Here is a 13,529-nt window from a genome sequence, read left to right on the forward strand (position 1 = left end):
GTCACGCACAGTTGCGGGCATGAAAAGGCATGCTGCACCAGGCGAAGACGCACCTAAACTCATTGAGGAGATACACATGCTTGCAGTTCGTACGGGCCGGAAGATGCTCGTTACCACCGCTGCCTTTCTTGCTGTTGGCGGCCTTGTCACCGGGTGCACTGGAGGCGCAGACGCGGCCAACACTCAGCCCACCAACGCATCGGTTGAAGGCAACCAGGCCCAGGGTGACAAGGTAGTCATCGGCTTCTCCGGTCCCGCGGCAGACCACGGCTGGCTCGGCGCCATCAACTCAGCGGCGCTTGCCGAGGCGAAGAAGTACCAGGACATCGATTTGAGGGTGGCCGAGGGAACCAATGACGCGAACCTGCAGATCAGCCAGGTAGAGCAGTTCATCAACGACAAGGTTGACGCCATCGTCCTGCTGCCGACAGACGGCGCTGCCCTGACCCCGGTCGCCACGCAGGCCATGGAAGCAGGAATCCCCGTCATCAACGTTGACCGGGAATTCTCAAGCTCCTTCGCAGCCCGCGCCACCATCCTGGGCGACAACTACGGCATGGGCGTCAGCGCCGGCACGTACATCTGCGAGCAGCTCAAAGACAAGAAGGATGCTGTCGTCGCCGAGATCGCGGGCATCGACTCGTTGCCCCTGACGAAGGACCGCAGCAAGGGCTTCGCAGACGCGCTGGAATCTTGCGGCCTCAACGTGGACAACCGGGTCGCAGCCGACTTCACCGTCCAGGGCGGTGAAGCAGCAACGTCGCAGCTCCTGTCAGCTGCGCCGAAGATCGACGCCATCTGGAACCACGACGACGATCAGGGCGTGGGTGTCCTGGCCGCCATCGACAACGCGAGCCGCAAAGAGTTCTTTATGGTCGGCGGTGCCGGCTCGGCTAACGCCATGCGTGAAATCCAGGCCGGCGACAGTGTCCTGCGCGCCACCGTCATCTACCCCTCCACCCAGGCGGCAGACGGCGTCCGCCTCGCCCGCTTGATCTCCCAGAACAAGGCCATGAGCGACCTCGTGGAAGTGGAAGTACCGAAGCGGATCGTTCTGAACGCGCCGGTTGTCACCAGCGAAAACGTGGAGCAGTACCTTCCGACGGCCTTCGAGTCGTAGGACCGTGAGGCGCGGGTGCCCTGTCGCCGACAGGGCACCCGCGCCTCTGGACCAAAACTATCCAGCACCGCCCCTTCGGAGCGCTTCTGTGAAAGGACCAAAGGTGCCCCTCCCGCCCGGCCAGTTCGGCTCCACGGAACCTGCGAAGCCCTCGAGCCCTTATCGGTGGATGCGTTGGCCTGAGCACTGGATCCCGACGTCCTGGCCAGTCGATGCCGTAACCCCTCGGTCCGGCGTCCAAAACGCGGAAAGCGCCGGAGACGCGACGGCTGAACTTCGAGGGTTCTATAGCGCTCTGTCGAATTTTTAGATCAACTGGTTCATGTGGCTCACGGCAGCACCTACTTGAACTTTGAAAGCTCCATTCTGGCCTCCCCGGTCCTCCCGGGGATGGATCCCAGCAAGCACCCCTCTGGCAAGTGCCCCCTACAGCAAGCAGGAACAATTCATGACCACTACCCCACACATGTCCGGTCCGCCGGGTACCCCGGCAGCCCGTCCGCTCGGCGTGGCCGCCATCGGCTATGCCTTCATGGGGAAGGCGCATTCAAATGCGTGGCGGAATGTGGCCAGCTTCTTCGATGTCCCGGCCTTTGAACAAAAAGTCCTCGTCGGCCGGGATGCTAAAGCCGTTGCCGACGCCGCCACGAAATATGGCTGGGCCGAGTCCGCCACCGACTGGCGGACCGTCATCACCAGGGACGATATCGACATCATTGATATCTGTGCCCCCGGCTGGATGCACGCCGAGATCGCCATCGCCGCGCTGGAAGCGGGCAAGCACGTGCTCCTGGAAAAGCCGCTGGCCAACACCTTGGCAGAGGCCGAACGCATGACCGCCGCTGCTGCGAAGGCCCGTGCCCGCGGTGTCCAGTCGATGGTCGGGTTCAACTATCGGCGGGTTCCTGCCCTGGCACTGGCGCGTGAGCTGATCGAGGAGGGCCGTCTCGGCACGGTACGGCATGTACGGGCCGCTTACATGCAGGACTGGCTCGCCGACCCGGATTCACCCATGACCTGGCGGCTGAACAAGGAAACCGCAGGCTCCGGGGCGCTTGGTGACATCGCCTCCCACGCCATAGACCAGGTGCTGTTTCTGCTCGCAGATTCCGTCACAGAGGTATCCGGCCGGCTGCACACCTTCACGCCGGTGCGGCCGGGCAAGAACGGTCCAGAGGATGTGACGGTCGACGACGCCGCCTGGGCCACTTTGTCCCTCGCTTCCGGGGCCATCGCCTCCGTCGAAGTTTCCCGGGTGGCCACCGGCCAAAAGAACTCCCTGAAGCTGGAGATTTATGGCGACAAGGGCGCAGTACTCTTCGACTTGGAAAACCTGAACGAACTCACGTTCCTGGACGCTACCGTCCCCATGCGGGAACAGGGCTTCCGCCGGATCCTTGTCAATGAACCCGCGCACCCCTACATGGACGCGTGGTGGCCGCAGGGGCACATCATTGGCTGGGAACACACCTTCACCCACGAAATCCGCGACTTCCTGGCCGCGATCGGCAGCGGCGGTTCGCCGTCGCCCTCGTTCGAGGAGGGCCTTACCGTGCAGCGCGTGCTCGCAGCCATCGAAGAGTCCGCCAACGCCAAGTCCTCCATTATCCAACTCACCAACCCCGGACCAACAGACACGGCCGGCACCACCGAAGGAGCCTGACATGCCTCGCCCGTACACCCTGTTCACCGGCCAGTGGGCCGACCTCCCCTTCGAGGAAGTCGCCAAGCTCGCCTCCGGCTGGGGCTACGACGGCCTGGAAATCGCCGTCTCCGGCGATCACCTGGACGCCTGGCGCTGGGACGAACCCGGCTACGTCGAATCCAAGCTCGCCGTCCTCGAGAAGTACAACCTGAAGGTCTGGGCCATCTCCAACCACCTCAAGGGCCAGGCTGTCTGCGATGACCCGATCGACTTCCGGCATGAAGCAATCGTTGGGGCCAAGGTCTGGGGCGACGGCGACCCCGAAGGCGTTCGCCAGCGCGCTGCCGAAGAAATGAAACACACCGCACGCCTGGCCAAAGCACTCGGAGTGGACAGGGTCGTCGGCTTCACCGGCTCCTCCATCTGGCAGTACGTTGCCATGTTCCCTCCCGTCCCCGAGAAGGTCATCGACGCCGGGTACCAGGACTTTGCCGATCGCTGGAACCCGATCCTGGACGTCTTCGACGAATGCGGTGTCCGCTTCGCCCACGAAGTACACCCCTCCGAAATCGCCTACGACTACTGGAGCACCGTCCGCACGCTCGAAGCTATCGGCCACCGCGAAGCGTTCGGCCTGAACTGGGACCCCTCCCACATGATGTGGCAGGGCATCGATCCCGTCTCCTTCATCTGGGACTTCAAGGACCGGATCTACCACGTCGACTGCAAGGACACGAAGCTCCGGTTCACCGGCCGGAACACCGTCATGGGCTCCCACCTGCCCTGGGGCGACCCGCGCCGCGGCTGGGACTTCGTCTCTGCAGGCCGCGGGGACGTGCCCTGGGAATCCTCCTTCCGGGCCCTTACTGCGATCGGTTACGACGGACCCATCAGCATCGAGTGGGAAGACGCAGGGATGGACCGCCTCCACGGCGCCCCCGAAGCCCTCGCTGCCCTCAGGAAGTTCGATTTCCCGGCCTCCCAGACCAGCTTCGACGCCGCCTTCAGCAGCAAGGACTGAAGCCGGAGGGGGCCGCACAAGCGCTGTTGCCAGGCGAACTTGGGTGCGCTTGGATGAAGGTGACACGTTGATCAAAGCGCATAGAACTGTGGCTCAACGTTTGCAGACCCGAGACTCGCAGCTTTCCAATACTCATGTCAGGGGAAAATCATGTCCTACTCGCTCCAGCTGTACACCCTCCGCAACCAGATCCAGGCGGACCTGAGCGGCACCATCCGGAAGGTGGCGGAGATCGGCTTCACGCAGGTGGAGCCCTACAACTTCGTGGCCACAGCCCAGGAGTTGGGCGCCGCCCTGAAGGACAACGGACTCACCGCCCCGTCCGGCCACGCTCCGCTGCTCAGCCAGGACCAGGACGAAATCTTCGCCGCCGCCAAGGAGCTCGGCATCAGCACCGTCATCGAGCCGTACATCACGGCTGAGCACTGGCAGGACGCGGAGGCCATCCAGGCCACCGCGGCCAAGCTCAACGCCGCCGCCAGGAAGGGCGCCGAATACGGCATCCGCGTGGGGTACCACAACCACGCCTGGGAGCTGGAGTCCAGCATCGAGGGCCAAACCGCGCTGGAGTACTTCGAAGGGCTGCTGGACCCCGAACTGGTCCTGGAAGTGGACACCTTCTGGGCTGCCGTGGGCGGCCAGGACCCGGTGGACATCCTGACCAGACTGGGTGACCGGGTGAAGTTCATCCACATCAAGGACGGCCCCCTGACCACGGACACCAAGGCACAGCAGCCTGCCGGCCAGGGCAAGATCCCGGTGCGGGACGTCATCAACGCCGCCAGGTCGCTGGAAGTCGGCGTCGTGGAATTCGACGACTACTCCGGGGATATCTTCGATGGCATCACCCAGTCGCTGAACTTCCTGAACTCCGGCTCCGCCAAGGCCACTGAACGGGCCCAGGCATGAGCGCCCCCGCATCCACGCCGTCTTCCCGCCGGGGTCCGGTCGGCGTCGGCCTCATCGGAGCCGGCAACATCAGCAAGCAGTACCTGGACAACCTGACCGTCTTCCCGGACCTGAAAGTCCACGTCATCGCCGACCTCTTCGAGGAGGCTGCCGAGGCCCGCGCCAAGGAATACGGCATTCCCGAGTGGGGCGGCGTGGACGCCGCACTGAACCATCCCGACGTCGAAATCATCGTCAACCTGACCATCCCGGCCGCACACGTGGAGGTCGCCACCGCCGCCGTCCGCGCCGGCAAGCACGTCTGGACCGAGAAGCCCTTCTCGCTGGACCGCGAATCGGGACTGGGGCTGCTGAAGACTGCCGACGCCGCCGGCATCCGCCTCGGCACGGCGCCGGACACCTTCCTCGGCGCCGGACTCCAGACCGCCCGCCGGCTCATCGAACGCGGCGACATCGGCACCCCGCTCACCGCCATGACCACGTTCCAGACCCCCGGCCCGGAGTCCTGGCACCCGAACCCGGCGTTCCTGTTCCAGTACGGCGCCGGGCCGCTGTTCGACATGGGACCGTACTACCTCACCACGCTCATTCAGACGTTCGGCTCGATCCGCAAGGTGGCCGCCATCGGCTCCAAGGCCAAAGAGGTCCGCATCATCGGCTCCGGCCCGAAGGCGGGCGAGGAATTCACCGTGGACGTCCCCACCCACGTCTCCGCGATGGCCCAATTCGAAGGCGGCCAGTCCTCGCACAGCGTCTTCTCGTTCGAATCACCCCGCCAGCGGATGGGCTTCGTGGAGATCACCGGTACCGAGGCCACCATCTCGCTCCCGGATCCCAACTACTTCGACGGCGACATCAAGCTCTGGCGCGCCGGCGATGAGGACTGGACGGTCATCCCCGCCACCGGACCGGCCAACGGCCGCGGCATGGGGGTCCTGGACATGGCCCGCTCCATCCGCGGCGGCGTTCCGCACCGCGCCACCGGCAACCTCGCCTACCACGTCCTGGACACGATGGTCTCGATCGCTGAGTCCATCGAGTCCGGAACATTCGTCGACGTCGAAAGCTCCGCGCCCGCGTCCGCGGCCCTCCCCGAGGACTGGAACCCCACAGCGCCCACCGTCTAGAAGGCCTCGGAAACGCTCCTACCGCGCCTGCCCGCCGAGAATCCGCTCATAAAGGGCCAGATGGTCGGCCACCATGCGGGCCGAACTGAAGCGCTCTTCCGCCGCGGCCCGGCAGGCCTGGCGGCTGAGGCCGCCAGCCTCGGCGGCAAACGCCGCCAGCTGGTCGACGCCGCCCAGGTATCCCGTGACGCCGTGCTCCACGATTTCCGGGGCAGCACCCGCGGGCGTTCCCACCACGGGTGTCCCGGTGGCCAGTGCCTCGATCATCACGAGGCCGAAGGGTTCGGGCCACTGGATCGGATTCAGGAAGGCGATGGCGCCGCCCACCAGCTCGTATTTTTCGGCGTCGGACAGCTGTCCCATGAACTCGACGTCCGGTCCGAGCGCCGGCCGGATGACGTCGTCGAAATAGCCCTGTTCCGCGGGTCCCTGGATCCGGGCACTGGCCCGCAGCGGGATCCCTGCCGCCCGCGCAATGTGGATCGATTCGAGGATGCCCTTGTCCGGGGACAGCCGCCCGACGAAACACAGGTAGCCGCCCGTTCCCTTGCCGACGGGAACGGACGCCACATCCATGCCGTGGTGGATCACCCGCACCACCGGCACCTCCGGCGACCGGCTGACCTGGTCATGGGAAATGGCGATAATTCCGGTGGTCTTCCCGATGGCACGGTACAGGTCCGCGGCCTGCCGGGCCAGGCGGATGTGGATCGTGGTAACCACCGGGATTCCGGCCGGCCGATGGGCGTACAGGGGGCCACTCAGGGTGTGGTCATGAATGATGTCGACGCCGGTCATGCCGTCGTAGGCCCGAATGATGTGGCTCAGTTCAGACAGTGCGAGGCCCAGGTCGGCCGGTTCGGAGGGGCGCATCCGCGGGGCAAGGGGAACGGGGCAGGTGCTGTCGGAAGGGGCGGCCAGCAGGACGTCATGCCCTGCCGCCGCGAACCCGCGCGCAAGACTGTCCACCACCCGTTCTGTGCCGCCGTACCCCGGCGGCGGAACCGGGATCCACGGAGCCGATATCAGTCCAATGCGCATTGTCATCTCCCGCAGATCTGTGGCGTGCCCGCCGGGAGTTAGTCCAAACACTATGGCGGGCCCTCCCTCCGGACAAGGGCTACGTGAAATCCGGCTCCCAGATGGCAGTATCCAGCGAAGTGACCAAAGCAACTGTCCGGGACAGGAATGCCGGGGAAGCCGCGGAAGTTGTCGCAGGCATGAAGATTGAGATCTGGTCAGACGTTGCCTGCCCGTGGTGCTACATCGGCAAGCGCCGGTTTGAGACCGCCCTTGCCGAGTTCCCGCACCGCGACCAGGTGGAGGTGCAGTGGCGCAGCTATCAGCTGGACCCGACCGTGCCCGAGCACTACGACGGCACCGAACTCGATTACCTCAGCAAGCGCAAGGGCCTGGCCCCGGACCAGGTCACACAGATGTTCGACCATGTAGCAGCCCAGGCCAAAGGTGAGGGTCTGAACTACCGGTTCGACGCCGTCGTGGTTGCCAACAGCTTTACCGCCCACCGGCTGATCCACCTGGCCGCCGCCCACGGCAAGCAGGACGCCGCGAAGGAACGCCTGCTCAGCGACCACTTCGAACACGGCAAGGACATCGGCAGCCGCGAGTACCTGACGTCGCTCGGCGCGGACCTGGGCCTGGACTCCGGCGAAATCAGCGAGCTGTTCAGCACGGATAAATACGCCGACGACGTCCGCCGCGACTTCGCCGAGGCCCGTGCCCTGGGCATCAGCGGCGTTCCCTTCTTCGTGATCGACCGCAAGTACGGACTGTCCGGAGCGCAGCCGGCGGCTACATTCAGCATGGCGCTGGAGCAGGCGTGGCAGGAAGCGCACCCGCTGGTGATGGTGGGCTCGGACAGATCCGGCAACGTGGCGGGAGACGCCGAGGCCTGCGGCCCGGACGGCTGCCCCGTCTGAACCGGCAGGATTACGAACGGAAAACTCGGGAGCGGTTTAGTGACAGATCGCGGTAAGGTGTCCCCATGCCCCGGATTTCGGCCCCCAGCAACGCTGCACAACGCGCCGAGACCCAGCGCCGTATCCTGAACGCCTTCGGCGAGCTTCTGTTCTCCCACGGGCTGCCCGGGCTCACCATGACGGATGTGGCCCGGCACGCTGGGGTTGGCCGCACAGCCGTCTACAACTACTACGCGGACATCGAAGAGCTCCTGATCGCCTACGCCCTCGTGGAGACGGAGCGGTTCATGGCGGGGCTGCGCGAGTCGCTGTCCCGGCTCGACAACCCGGTGGACCGGCTGGCCCTGTACGTGCGGGCGCAGGTGGAGGACCTCAGCCGGCGCCACCTTCCGCCGGGTCCAGCCATGGGTGCCGTCCTTTCGCCGGCGTCGTTCGCCAAGCTGGCTGACCACGTGGGCGGGCTCAGCGACATGCTGCAGGACATTCTCCGCGACGGCATGGACCAGGGCTACTTCCCGGCGGCCGACCCGCTCCAGCAGGCGCAGCTGATCCACGGCACGCTCTCCTCCAGCGCCGCCCGCGGCGGCGACGACTCCGAGGACCTGGAGGAAAGGATTTCGCGCACGGTCCGCTTCATCCAACTGGGCGCCGGGGCACGGTTCGACGACGGCGGCCGTCCCGTACGACTGCACCCGCCGGCCGCTGCGGCCGGCTAAGCGTCAGCCGTCCCCGCCCAGGATCAGCCCGCCAGGATCAGGGCGTGGCGCCCTGGGTGGGCATGACCGGCCACTGCGAATCGTCGGCGACTCGCCGGCTTTCCCGCGGGCAGCTGAGCTGGCCCGGGGTCTGGTCGACAAGCTGCGGCTTGACCAAACCGCGGTAATCACTGGTCAGGATCACATCCACGCTGGCATCCTTACGGCCGTCCTGGAAGTAGTCAGAGCCCGGGAGGTTCCGCTGGACAGTGAAGGCCGCCGACTGTCCGGCAGCACCCGAGACGATGGCCGCCACACCGCGGTACCCGGTCTCGGTGTTGGCCACATTGCCAACAACGAACTTCCGGGCCTTGAATTCATTGGCCGCCGCCTTGGCCAGGCCGTTGCGGTTCGTGGCGTTGAGGACGTTTACCTTCACTTTGGCCGGCGGTGTGTAGTCGAAGGTTGTGGCGGGGCAGGCGGAAGAATTCTCCTGGGCCTGGATGGCGGACGGAAACTTGATCTGCCCGCTCATCACGCCCATCGCCCCCATGATCCCCGCGACAATGAGGCCCAGCAACAGCACGAGGACCACGCCGTGCAGGATCCGGCGGCGCAGCCGGCCGGGGTTTTCCGCGTTCCCGTCATCATCGACGAACGTGGCCCGGAGCTCCGGGCCCGTAATCACGCGGTGACCGTGCAGGACGGTCAGGTCCTTGGGTTTTCTAGCCATCGATCACGAGCACCCTTGCATGTATCGCGGTGCGCTGGTGGAGTGCTGTCCTCACCGCCCGGTGCAGGCCGTCCTCCAGGTATAGGGTGCCCTGGTACTGCACCACGTGGGGAAAAAGGTCGCCAAAGAACGTGGAGTCCTCGGCAAGGAGCGCTTCAAGGTCCAGGGTCCGCTTGGTGGTCACAAGTTCATCCAGCCGCACGGGACGGGGCGGAAGGGCCGCCCAGTCTTTGGGGGTACTGAAACCATGGTCGGGGTAAGGGCGTCCCTCGCCCACAGCTTTGAATATCACCCTGCAAGCGTATGCAACCGGCAGGTTCAAGGGAATGTGGAATCAGCGTGCCGCGGGAGGTTGTGGCCAAACAGTAACTATGTGTCACATCCGGGCGGCCAACCCGGACCGGAACGGGTTCGCCGGTGCCGGCTGACAGAATGGAAGCATGACTGCACCCTCTGCGCATGCTGCCCCGCGCTTCGGCACCCACAGGCCGTCGGAACCGGCCCTGGCCCTTCTCCTGGACGTTGACGGACCCGTTGCCAGCCCGGTCACGAGGGATGTGAAACCGGAGATCATTGCCGACCTGGTTGCGCTCGCGAAGGCCGGGGTGCCGGTCATCTTCAACACGGGACGCTCGGACACGTTTATCCGCGAGCAGGTCATGGAGCCCATGATCGCGGCCGGGATGCCGAGCGGAACCTTGATCCACGCCATCTGTGAAAAGGGCGCCGTGTGGTTCAGCTACACCTCGGCCGGTCCGGGGCCCATCCACGTGGACCACGAGCTGGCCATGCCCGCGGCCTTCGGCGATGACATCCGGCGCATGGTGGCCGAGGACTACTCGTCCCACATGTTCTTCGACGAGACCAAGCGCGCCATGGTGTCCGTGGAACAGCACATTGAAGTGCCCAACAGTGAATACCTCGCCGAGCAGAAGCTGTTTGATGCCGAGGCCCTGAAACTGATGGAGCGCCACGACCTGGGCGTCGTGCGGCTGGACCACCATGCACCCAATTCCGACGACGAGATCGACTACCGCCTGGACCCCACGATCATTTCCACTGACATTGAGTCGGTCCAGCTGGGCAAGGACCTCGGCGCGAGCCGCGCCGTGGAGATGCTGGCGGCCCAGGGCATCACACCGCAGGCCTGGCGGACGGTCGGGGACTCCCGCACGGACTACGCCATGGCGGACTGGCTGCACCACAACGACCACGCCGTCAAACACGTCGACGTCCGCCCTGCAGACGGAGTCCCGGCCAAGCCCTACGACATTCTCACCGCCGCCGACCTGGGCCTGCCCGAAACGGTCATTCACGACGACGCCGGCGCGGCCTTCCTGTCCAGCTGGCGGCAGGCGCTGCTCGGCTAGCTCCCCCTGCCCTGCACGTTTTCCGAGCAGGACTATCATGCAAGTAAGACTTCACCCCCAACAGCATGGGAGAAACACCATTACCGACGTGACGGTTCAGGACGATATCTACTACGGCGCCGAGGCATCCGAGGACATACCCGTACTCGCGGAGGCAACGTCGCCGGCGGCTGTCGCGCGCCTCAAGCACCGCCCCGACGTCATTCGCCGATCGGGCCGGTACGCGCTGATCAATGACACCCGGACGCCCTACCAGGCCATGGTGGAGGACCTGCTCTTCCTGCGGAATGTGCTGGATGGTGCCGGGCTGGATTACCTGCTGGTCCGCGGCAACAATGACCGCCCGGTGATCGCCCTTGACTGGAAGGACCGCAAGAAGCTGCGGTCCGCCCTCGTTGCCGCCTGCCGGAACGAGCCGTTCTACTCCATGACCGTGGACGCGAAGAAGAAAATGTCCGTCCTGGTCGCCGACGGCGAACTGTCCGTCAACCGGCAGGCACGTATTTTCCGGCTGTACCGCCCGCGGGTCGAGCCGGTGGGCGGCTTCGAATTCGGTGCCTCCGCCGGCGTCCAGGTTGAACTGTGGAGCTTCCTGGGCAACGAAGTGATCCTGCCCATCGAAAACTCCCTCACCCGCCGCACCATGATGGCGCACGAGGCCGTCCGCGGAACGGTTGAACGCTACGGCCACACGTGGCCCACCATCGAGAACATGTTCGCTGACCACGCGAGCGACATCAGCTTCGACATCGACATGGTTTTCTCCTGGGTGGACGGTAGCTCGCCGGAGTACATCGCCGCCCGCCGTGCCCGGCAGTCGCAAGCCGTCCTGGGCGAGGGCGACGACCACGAGGCACGCTACCGGCAGATCAATGAGCTCAAATATGCGCTCCGGTCGGTGTACATGTTCGCGCCGTGGGTCCGCCGCATCTTCATCGCCACGGACTCCCCCGCGCCCGAGTGGCTGAGCGACCACCCGTCAGTGACCATCGTCCGCAGCGAGGAGTTCTTCGCCGACCCGTCGGTGCTGCCTACCCACAACTCGCAGGCTGTGGAGTGCCAGCTGCACCACATCGAGGGGCTCTCCGAGCACTTCCTCTACTCCAACGATGACATGTTCTTCGGGCGCCCTGTGGGCCCGGACATGTTCTTCACCCCGGGCGGCATCACCAAGTTCATCGAGGCGGAGACCCGCATCGGCCTCGGCGAGAACGATGCCGAACGCAGCGGCTTTGAGAACGCGGCCCGGGTCAACCGGAAGCTGCTCTGGAACCGCTTCGGCCGGATCACCACCCGCCACCTGGAGCACACGGCCGCCCCGCTGCGCCGGAGCCTCGTGGCGCAGATGGAGCAGGAGTTCCCGGCGGAGTTTGCAAGCACTGCCGCCAGCACGTTCCGTGCTGCGGACAACATCTCCGTCACGAACTCCTTCTACCACTACTACGCACTGCTGACCGGCCGGGCCGTGACCCAGACGGCGGCCAAGGTGCGGTATGTGGACACCACACTCCGGTCGGGGCTGAAGTACCTGCCCAAGCTGCTGAACAAGCGCAACATGGACTTCTTCTGCCTCAATGACGGCAGCTTTCCGGAAGTTCCGGCGGAGGAACGCGCGGAGCTGGTTACCGAGTTCCTGGAAAAGTACTACCCCATTAAGGCGCCCTGGGAGAAGTAAAACCGGGAAAGCCGAGGCCCCTGCAATGCGGAAAGAACCCCGCCAGGCTACTGGCGGGGTTCTTTCGTGGGTAGTGACGCTACTTCCGTGTGAGGATCGGGCGTTTGGCGCCCTCGGGGATGCGGATTCCGGCTGCAGCCAGGCGGCGTTCCGTCTCCTCAGGGCTGACGTACTCGCCCACAGTCGGTGTGGAACCCAGCGGCACCACTGAATGCACCACGGTGTGCTCGTAAACGTGCACCAGGTTGAAGGCCTGACCGCCGTCGCGGCCGCGCGTGCCGCCCACCGGAACATTCAGGTCCTGGGTGTAGCACGTGGCTGAGGCCACCGACACAGGGATGCCGGCGAAGCTCGCCGTCGTGGAGTAGTGCAGGTGGCCGGCCAGGATGCTGCGCACATCCGAGTTCCGGACCACGGCGGCAAGCGACGCCTGGTCGCGTAGTTCCACCAGCACGGACAGGTCGAGCACCGACGGCACCGGCGGATGGTGCAGCGCCAGGATGGTACCGTCCGGCGTGGGGGTCTCCAGCTGCCCTGCCAGCCAGTCGAGCTGGTTGTCACTGAGTTCGCCGTGGTGGTAGCCGGGCACGGACGTGTCCAAGGTGATGACCCGAAGCCCGTTGACGTAGTAGCTGTGGTCCACGGGATCGTCGTTGCCATGCTGGCCGAAGAGCCCCGCCCGGAAGTTGGCCCGGTTGTCGTGGTTGCCCATGGCCCAGATGCCCTGCGCACCGAGATCCTGGCAGGCAGGCTCGACGATTGCGCGGAGCTTGGCGTAGGCCTCGGGATCGCCTTTGTCCGCCAGGTCGCCGGTAAAAATCACGGCTTCGGGGCGGGCACCGGACGCCTTGACCTCGTCGAAGAGCTGAATCAGGCGGGCTTCGCTGTCAACTGCGCCGTATAGGGGGTCCGGACCTCCCAACAGATGGGGGTCACTCAGGTGGAGTAGAAAATGGCGTGGCCGGGGGTGCTCGGCCTCGATGAGCTCCATTGCTGCCTTCGCGGTAGTGAGGAAGCGGGGCGCCTCCTGTGTTCCCTCTCAGTACGCTCCATCCAACCAGATAAAAAGCGAACTATGGGGAAACGGGAGTTAGCATGTTGAAAAATTACGACACCGCCGCCGCGTCCAGGCTACCTTCCTCGCTTTCGTTTCCTTGCCCGGCCATCCTGATGGCCGCTTCGTTAATTTGCCGCGCGTTATTTAGCTTGCAGAGATAAAGGGGAGGACCCGGAGTCCGCCGGCTGTTCCGGGCGGAAGGCTCTTCCGGAACGTGCCCGGCTTGCCTTGCGTGGG

The 13,529-nt window shown here is 65.2% G+C and carries 13 protein-coding genes; 9 read left to right on the forward strand and 4 right to left on the reverse strand.

The genetic code is table 11. The features are described 5' to 3' along the window. The first annotated feature begins 76 nt into the window (after window positions 1-76). The 5 genes from BWQ92_RS07405 (at window position 77) to BWQ92_RS07425 (ending at window position 5,822) form a co-directional block, all read left to right on the forward strand. A complete protein-coding gene (locus BWQ92_RS07405) occupies window positions 77-1,120 on the forward strand; it encodes a substrate-binding domain-containing protein (RefSeq protein WP_083706243.1) in 1,044 nt (347 codons plus the stop codon). Between the two features lie 448 nt (window positions 1,121-1,568). Beyond that, the gene (locus BWQ92_RS07410) at window positions 1,569-2,783 is read left to right on the forward strand and encodes a Gfo/Idh/MocA family protein (protein ID WP_076798953.1); all 1,215 of its coding nucleotides are present in this window, start codon (window positions 1,569-1,571) and stop codon (window positions 2,781-2,783) included. 1 nt (window position 2,784) lies between these two features. Further along, window positions 2,785-3,786, forward strand: coding sequence for a sugar phosphate isomerase/epimerase family protein (locus BWQ92_RS07415; protein WP_076798954.1), 1,002 nt, complete (start codon window positions 2,785-2,787; stop codon window positions 3,784-3,786). A 150-nt stretch (window positions 3,787-3,936) separates the two neighbouring features. Beyond that, entirely contained in the window at window positions 3,937-4,695 is a 759-nt protein-coding gene (locus BWQ92_RS07420; protein WP_076798955.1) for a sugar phosphate isomerase/epimerase family protein, read from the forward strand. Then, window positions 4,692-5,822: a Gfo/Idh/MocA family protein gene (locus BWQ92_RS07425; protein WP_076798956.1), complete on the forward strand. Its 1,131-nt coding sequence runs from the start codon at window positions 4,692-4,694 to the stop codon at window positions 5,820-5,822. The genes BWQ92_RS07420 and BWQ92_RS07425 overlap by 4 nt, the downstream gene beginning before the upstream one ends. 18 nt (window positions 5,823-5,840) lie before the next feature. Here the strand turns inward: BWQ92_RS07425 and BWQ92_RS07430 are convergent, their stop codons facing one another. Beyond that, the gene (locus BWQ92_RS07430) at window positions 5,841-6,863 is read right to left on the reverse strand and encodes a glycosyltransferase family 4 protein (protein ID WP_076798957.1); all 1,023 of its coding nucleotides are present in this window, start codon (window positions 6,861-6,863) and stop codon (window positions 5,841-5,843) included. Between the two features lie 179 nt (window positions 6,864-7,042). On the opposite strand from BWQ92_RS07430, the gene BWQ92_RS07435 reads away from it, so the two are divergent. Both BWQ92_RS07435 and BWQ92_RS07440 read left to right on the forward strand, forming a co-directional pair. Further along, window positions 7,043-7,762: a DsbA family oxidoreductase gene (locus tag BWQ92_RS07435; RefSeq protein ID WP_076803575.1), complete on the forward strand. Its 720-nt coding sequence runs from the start codon at window positions 7,043-7,045 to the stop codon at window positions 7,760-7,762. A gap of 65 nt (window positions 7,763-7,827) precedes the next feature. Beyond that, on the forward strand, window positions 7,828-8,478 hold the full coding sequence (locus tag BWQ92_RS07440) for a TetR/AcrR family transcriptional regulator (RefSeq protein WP_076798958.1): 651 nt from the start codon (window positions 7,828-7,830) through the stop codon (window positions 8,476-8,478). A 37-nt stretch (window positions 8,479-8,515) separates the two neighbouring features. Here the strand turns inward: BWQ92_RS07440 and BWQ92_RS07445 are convergent, their stop codons facing one another. Both BWQ92_RS07445 and BWQ92_RS07450 read right to left on the reverse strand, forming a co-directional pair. Then, complete coding sequence (locus tag BWQ92_RS07445) at window positions 8,516-9,190, reverse strand: LytR C-terminal domain-containing protein (protein WP_083706244.1); 675 nt, start codon at window positions 9,188-9,190, stop codon at window positions 8,516-8,518. After that, a complete protein-coding gene (locus tag BWQ92_RS07450; RefSeq protein WP_043417724.1) occupies window positions 9,183-9,482 on the reverse strand; it encodes a type II toxin-antitoxin system VapB family antitoxin in 300 nt (99 codons plus the stop codon). The genes BWQ92_RS07445 and BWQ92_RS07450 overlap by 8 nt, the downstream gene beginning before the upstream one ends. Before the next feature lie 148 nt (window positions 9,483-9,630). On the opposite strand from BWQ92_RS07450, the gene BWQ92_RS07455 reads away from it, so the two are divergent. Continuing rightward, a complete protein-coding gene (locus tag BWQ92_RS07455; RefSeq protein WP_076798959.1) occupies window positions 9,631-10,560 on the forward strand; it encodes a hypothetical protein in 930 nt (309 codons plus the stop codon). 37 nt (window positions 10,561-10,597) lie between these two features. Further along, complete coding sequence (locus BWQ92_RS07460; protein WP_216359077.1) at window positions 10,598-12,235, forward strand: stealth family protein; 1,638 nt, start codon at window positions 10,598-10,600, stop codon at window positions 12,233-12,235. Between the two features lie 79 nt (window positions 12,236-12,314). On the opposite strand, the gene BWQ92_RS07465 is transcribed toward BWQ92_RS07460, so the two are convergent. Beyond that, complete coding sequence (locus tag BWQ92_RS07465; protein WP_076798960.1) at window positions 12,315-13,226, reverse strand: phosphodiesterase; 912 nt, start codon at window positions 13,224-13,226, stop codon at window positions 12,315-12,317. Between the last annotated feature and the right edge of the window lie 303 nt (window positions 13,227-13,529).

It is taken from the genome of Arthrobacter sp. QXT-31 (assembly GCF_001969265.1).
In the GTDB taxonomy this organism is placed as follows: Bacteria; Actinomycetota; Actinomycetes; order Actinomycetales; family Micrococcaceae; genus Arthrobacter.